This window comes from Psychrobacter sp. (assembly GCF_030457785.1).
Lineage (GTDB): Bacteria > Pseudomonadota > Gammaproteobacteria > Pseudomonadales > Moraxellaceae > Psychrobacter.
On the sequence record NZ_JAKDUI010000181.1, the window covers coordinates 1 to 5523 of the forward strand.

Annotated in this window: 4 protein-coding genes; 3 read left to right on the top strand and 1 reads right to left on the bottom strand. The window is 47.3% G+C overall.

Features of this window, described 5'->3' with window-relative positions:
* A partial coding sequence (locus tag L0J61_RS08790; RefSeq protein ID WP_301466071.1) for an aspartate/glutamate racemase family protein occupies window positions 1-624 on the bottom strand: 624 nt, incomplete at its 3' end.
* Between the two features lie 139 nt (window positions 625-763).
* On the opposite strand from L0J61_RS08790, the gene L0J61_RS08795 reads away from it, so the two are divergent.
* The 3 genes from L0J61_RS08795 (at window position 764) to lspA (ending at window position 5353) form a co-directional block, all read left to right on the top strand.
* A complete protein-coding gene (locus L0J61_RS08795) occupies window positions 764-1489 on the top strand; it encodes a GntR family transcriptional regulator (RefSeq protein ID WP_301466072.1) in 726 nt (241 codons plus the stop codon).
* Window positions 1490-1854: 365 nt separating this feature from the next.
* Window positions 1855-4698: an isoleucine--tRNA ligase gene (gene ileS / locus L0J61_RS08800; RefSeq protein ID WP_301466073.1), complete on the top strand. Its 2844-nt coding sequence runs from the start codon at window positions 1855-1857 to the stop codon at window positions 4696-4698.
* The gene (gene lspA / locus L0J61_RS08805; protein WP_301466074.1) at window positions 4691-5353 is read left to right on the top strand and encodes a signal peptidase II; all 663 of its coding nucleotides are present in this window, start codon (window positions 4691-4693) and stop codon (window positions 5351-5353) included. Before ileS ends, lspA begins: the two co-directional genes overlap by 8 nt.
* The last annotated feature ends 170 nt before the right edge of the window (window positions 5354-5523 follow it).

The window sequence follows — 5523 nt, forward strand, 5'->3', positions numbered from 1 at the left end:
GCGTACCGCGACCGAGACACCGTCGATGACAGGAATACCTGTTTCTTTCGTCAACCACTCTGTCAGATCAGCCATTCCAGCACAGCCTAATACCACTGCTTCGCACTGATCTTCTTCTATCGCCCGCAAAATCTCATCCCGAACCTTCTCGCGTGCACCTGAATTCGGCTCTTCCAATGCCAGTACCGGTATGGCTGCAGAACGTACGCGTCGGCATCGACGGGACAACCCATACCCATGAATCAGCTCTTCGATGATAGGCACAGAACGTGGAAGCGTTGTCACAACACTAAATGACGTCGAAATCATACTGGCTGCCTTCACTGCCGCTTCACAAATACCCAAGACAGGCCCTGAAAATACCTCTCGGCAAGCGTTAATGCCTGGATCATCAAAACACGCCACCACCACACCATCGACGCCTTCAGCTTCTGCTTGTTGCAAGCGTGCCAATAAGCCTGGTACAGACATCGCTTCGTCATAGTGACCTTGAATAGATGCTGGAGCATTTATGCCAGAAGCACCGATGATAGTAGTGCCGACACTGACTCTTTGACGGGCACTATCGACTATTTTGTCCGTCATACCTTCTGTTGAATTTGGATTCATCACTAAAATTTGCATAATTTTTTACTCTTGGTTGTATCTAAAATTATAGAAATAAAATATTGTTAATAATTATTGTTAACTATTTTTGTTAACAATACAATAGGTAACGCCATTATTCTTGTGAAAAAATTGACAGGCCACTATAATCGCGGCTATGACTAATACAACGACACCAAACACGAAAGACTCAACCACTGAAACTGAAAAGATGCCAGAACAAGCAATCATCAGCTCCATCACATCTGCCGTATCAGAGCAGCGTTTACCAGCTGGAACTAAGCTTGGCGAACAGATGCTCAGCGACTTGTTCAACTGTAATAGGGCAAATGTTAGGCGGGCACTCTCGACCCTAGCCACGATGCACGTCGTAGAACTGCGACCCAATAAGGGGGCATTCATCGTCACACCCTCACCGAAAGAGGCTGAAGATGTCTTCGAAGCTCGTCGTACAATCGAGTGTACTCTGGCATGCAGTGTGATTAAGAATGCCACTGCAGAAGATACTGCTAATATGCGTCGTACTATTGCTGCTGAAGCCAAAGCGCGAGCACGAGGGGATAAGCCAGCGGAGCTGCGATTGTCACGAGAGTTTCATATGCACTTGGCCACTATCGCGAACAATCAAGTACTAGAAAAATTTTTGACCGAGCTGACCTTACGTACCACTTTGATTATCGGCTTGTATAATGAGGTTGGTTCTTCTGACTGTGCCGAAGACGAGCATTTAGGCATCGTACAAGCGATTGAAGCGCGAGATGTGCAGGGTTTAATCTTCTTGATTGATGAACACCTGCATCATTTGCAATCGAGCCTCAATTTTGAGCACGTTAACAAGCCTTTTTCCACATTGGCAGAACGACTAACCATAACCCCAAGCTAAAATAACGACGCCCGTTATCTTTGACGGGCGTATCGTCAATGGGCGCATTATCATTTTGGATACGGTAGTAAAGATAGCAACGCACCCTGTTGATGCACCCTGAACCATTTAAGCGTGTTGGGTAGATGACAGCAGGTCAATGCCAAATACGGCAACTTATTCATATCAGACAGGCTTTTGAAGCGCTGAACTCATTTTTTCTGCTCAAAGCACTCTCTTATAGACCCTATTTTTCATCAGTGATTTACCCTATAATAGATGGTTTGATTGCATTAGTCGTCCTGACAGATTTAAAAAAACCATCATTTTAAATATTGATTTTTACGAGCCTCTTTCTGCTACATAACTAGATAAAGACACTGATTATGACCGAATCTATCGACTACAAAAACACATTGAACCTTGCCGATACGCCATTTGCCATGCGAGCAAACCTCGCCAAGCGTGAGCCGGATTGGCTTGCAGCATGGGAAGCAGATGATGTGTATGGCAAAATTCGCCAAGCACGCGCGGGCGCACCCAAATACGTTTTGCATGATGGCCCTCCATACGCCAACGGTCAGATTCACTTGGGTCACGCAGTCAATAAAGTTCTAAAAGACATCATCGTCAAATCAAAAACCCTATCTGGCTTTGATGCGCCTTATGTCCCTGGTTGGGACTGTCATGGGCTGCCTATCGAACAAAAAGTCGAAGCCAAAGTCGGTAAAGTCGGCAAAAAAGTATCAGCAACAGAATTCCGTGGTTTGTGCCGTGAATACGCAAGCACACAAATCGAGCTACAAAAGGCTGACTTCAAACGTTTGGGAGTGTTTGGTGATTGGGACAACCCTTACCTGACCATGAACTTCCACCAAGAAGCCAACATCGTGCGTGCATTGGCCAAAATCTATGAAAACGGTCACGTCACCCGCGGTATGAAGCCAGTGAACTGGTGCTTAGACTGTAGCTCTGCCCTCGCAGAAGCCGAAGTGGAATACCAAGATAAAGTATCGGATGCCATTTATGTGAGCTTTGATGTTTTAGATACCGAAAAAGTCGAGGTATTAGCTGACATCGAAGGTGGCATCGCAGCCATCATCTGGACGACGACGCCTTGGACGCTACCTGCCAACCAAGCAATCGCTGTGCATCCCGAGCATAGCTATAGTGTGGTAGCAACTGAAAAGGGCAACTTCTTTTTAGCGTCTGACCTTGTAGAAACAGCATTAGAAGCGCTGAAACTAGAAAACAACGGCATCCTAGCAACCGTATCAGGCCGTGAGCTCGAAGGTCTGCGTGCTCAGCATCCGTTGATTGAAAACCGTCAAGTACCGCTTATCTTAGGCGATCACGTGACCACCGACAGCGGTACTGGTTTGGTACATACTGCTCCTGGTCATGGTCTCGACGATTATATCGTTGGGCGCAAATACGACTTGCCAGTGGAGAATCCTGTCGGTGGTACAGGTGTCTATTTAGATAGCGCAGCGGTGTTTGCTGGCGAGCACATCTATAAAGCCAATCCAAAAATCATTGCAACGTTGCATGATAATGGGCATCTCATTAACCACACCAAGATAGAACACAGCTACCCGCATTGCTGGCGTCATAAATCGCCAATCATTTTCCGTGCGACGCCACAATGGTTTATCAATATGGAAGCCAAGGGCCTACGTGCGCGTGCGCTGACTGATATCCCATCTGTCAAATGGACGCCAGCATGGGGGCAAAACCGTATTGAAGCGATGATGACAGATCGCCCTGACTGGTGTATCTCGCGCCAACGTACATGGGGCGTGCCTATTACCTTCTTCACTCACAAAGAAACCGGTGAGCTGCATCCCAATACGCTTGAGTTGATGGAAATAGCTGCACAAAAAATACATGCAGGCGGCGTAGAAGCTTGGTTTGATGCCAGCTGCGAAGACTTTTTAGGCAGCGAAGCCGCTGACTACGATAAGGCGACTGATACGCTAGACGTATGGTTTGATTCAGGGTCGACGCATTTTGCCGTACTTGATCAACGTGATGAGCTGACCAATCCAGCAGATATGTACCTAGAAGGCTCTGACCAGCATCGCGGCTGGTTCCAGACTTCACTACTGACGTCTGAAGCAATTTACGAACGCCCACCGTTTAAGCAAGTGTTGACCCATGGTTTTGTCGTCGATGAAAACGGCCGAAAAATGAGTAAGTCACTGGGCAATATCATCACCCCACAAGATGAAATCAATAAAACAGGCGCAGACATGCTGCGTTTGTGGATCGCTTCAAGCGATTACCGTTATGAGATGAACGCTGGTAAAACCGCCTTCAAAGGCGCAATCGATATGTATCGCCGTATCCGTAATACAATACGATTTTTGCTTGCTAATACCGATGACTTCGACCCTGCGAGCGACAGCATCGATATGGATGAGTTGGTCAGCCTCGATAAATTTATCATTGAGCGTGCACAAACCGTTCAAGAAAAAATCATCAGCGCATACGATGCGATGGACTTTCACCAAGTCACACAGCATGTCACTGCGTTTTGCTCGCAGGACTTGGGTAGTTTCTATTTAGATATCATCAAAGACCGTCAGTACACCACCCAAACAGATGGTCAGCCACGCCGCTCTGCACAAACGGCTATTTTTCATATCGCTCATGCGCTTATCCGCTGGATTACGCCTATTCTGTCATTCACTGCACAGGAGGCTTGGGAAGTATTACAGAGCAAAAGTGCTGACGAAACAGGCTATGTGTTTACCGAAGCCTGGTATGAATTCCCAGCATTTGAGCTTAGCACCATCAGCAGCGACGACTGGCAAAATATCATGCAGGCCAAAGATAGCGTAAACAAACACATCGAAACAGCACGTGGCGAAAAAATCATCAATGCCAATTTATCGGCTGATGTCACGTTGTATGCCGACAATGCGATGCATGACAGCTTGGCCAAGCTTGGCGAAGAGCTGCGTTTTGTCCTTATTACCAGTAGCGCTACTCTAAAACCGATGAGCGAAGCCCCTGCTGCGAGTGTCAGCCAGACAGAGCAACAAGATGACAGCGCCACAGACGAACCAGTTGCGTTGGTCGTCAATGTGAGCGCAGCAACAGGTACCAAATGTGTGCGCTGCTGGCATATCCGAGATGATATCGGGACTGATAGCGCCCACCCTGAATTGTGCGCTCGCTGCGTGACTAACGTCAGCGGCGATGGTGAGGTGCGTCATTATGCCTAACCCGACTGATTCACCTGAAGCCGAGCAACCGAGTGATCCTCTTGATACTACTCCTTTGGATAGTACTCCACTGGATAAGTCGCCTGAGCCTGCTCATGCAACGACAGGCAGATCGTCTACGCCCAAAGGTCGCCTAACGAAAACACCAAAAATTGTTGCTAATGGCAGTCGCGCGTTTACATGGTATCTACTATCGCTGGTTGTGTTAGTCATCGACCAGTGGAGTAAATGGCTGGCAGAGACCAAGCTGACTTTTCACGAGCCTGTGCCTGTGATTGAGCCATTTCTCAATTGGACACTCGCTTATAATTATGGCGCTGCCTTTAGCTTTTTGGCAGATGCTGGCGGCTGGCAAAAGTGGTTTTTTTCGGGGCTGGCATTTGCGATGTCGCTGTTTTTGCTCATCTATTTGATTAAAGCACCGCGTAATGCCAAGTTGCTATCCACTGGCTTGGCACTGGTACTTGGTGGGGCGATTGGCAACTTGATTGATCGTCTGCTGCACGGTCACGTGATTGACTTCATTCATGTGCATTATGCAGACGCTTGGCATTATCCCATCTTCAATATTGCCGATATGGGCATCTGTATCGGTGTGGCAATGATTGTCGTTGATATGCTGTTTTTGGAAAAAAAGCGTGAAGCGCCGCGGTGATTGAACAACCAAGCTAGCTTTTATCAAATGCCCTATAAACTAAAAACCTCGTAAATCGTCCAATTTACGGGGTTTTTTCATGCTCATACGTCGTTCATCAATCATCCCCATGTGTGGTGTAATGGACATTTTTCATGCTGGCGTATGGTCTAACGCTATATACTGTCTAT

Coding starts and splice junctions, on each gene's coding strand:
- ileS (WP_301466073.1), top strand. CDS start 1,855: ATGACCGAATCTATCGACTACAAAAACACATTGAACCTTGCCGATACG.
- L0J61_RS08795 (WP_301466072.1), top strand. CDS start 764: ATGACTAATACAACGACACCAAACACGAAAGACTCAACCACTGAAACT.
- lspA (WP_301466074.1), top strand. CDS start 4,691: ATGCCTAACCCGACTGATTCACCTGAAGCCGAGCAACCGAGTGATCCT.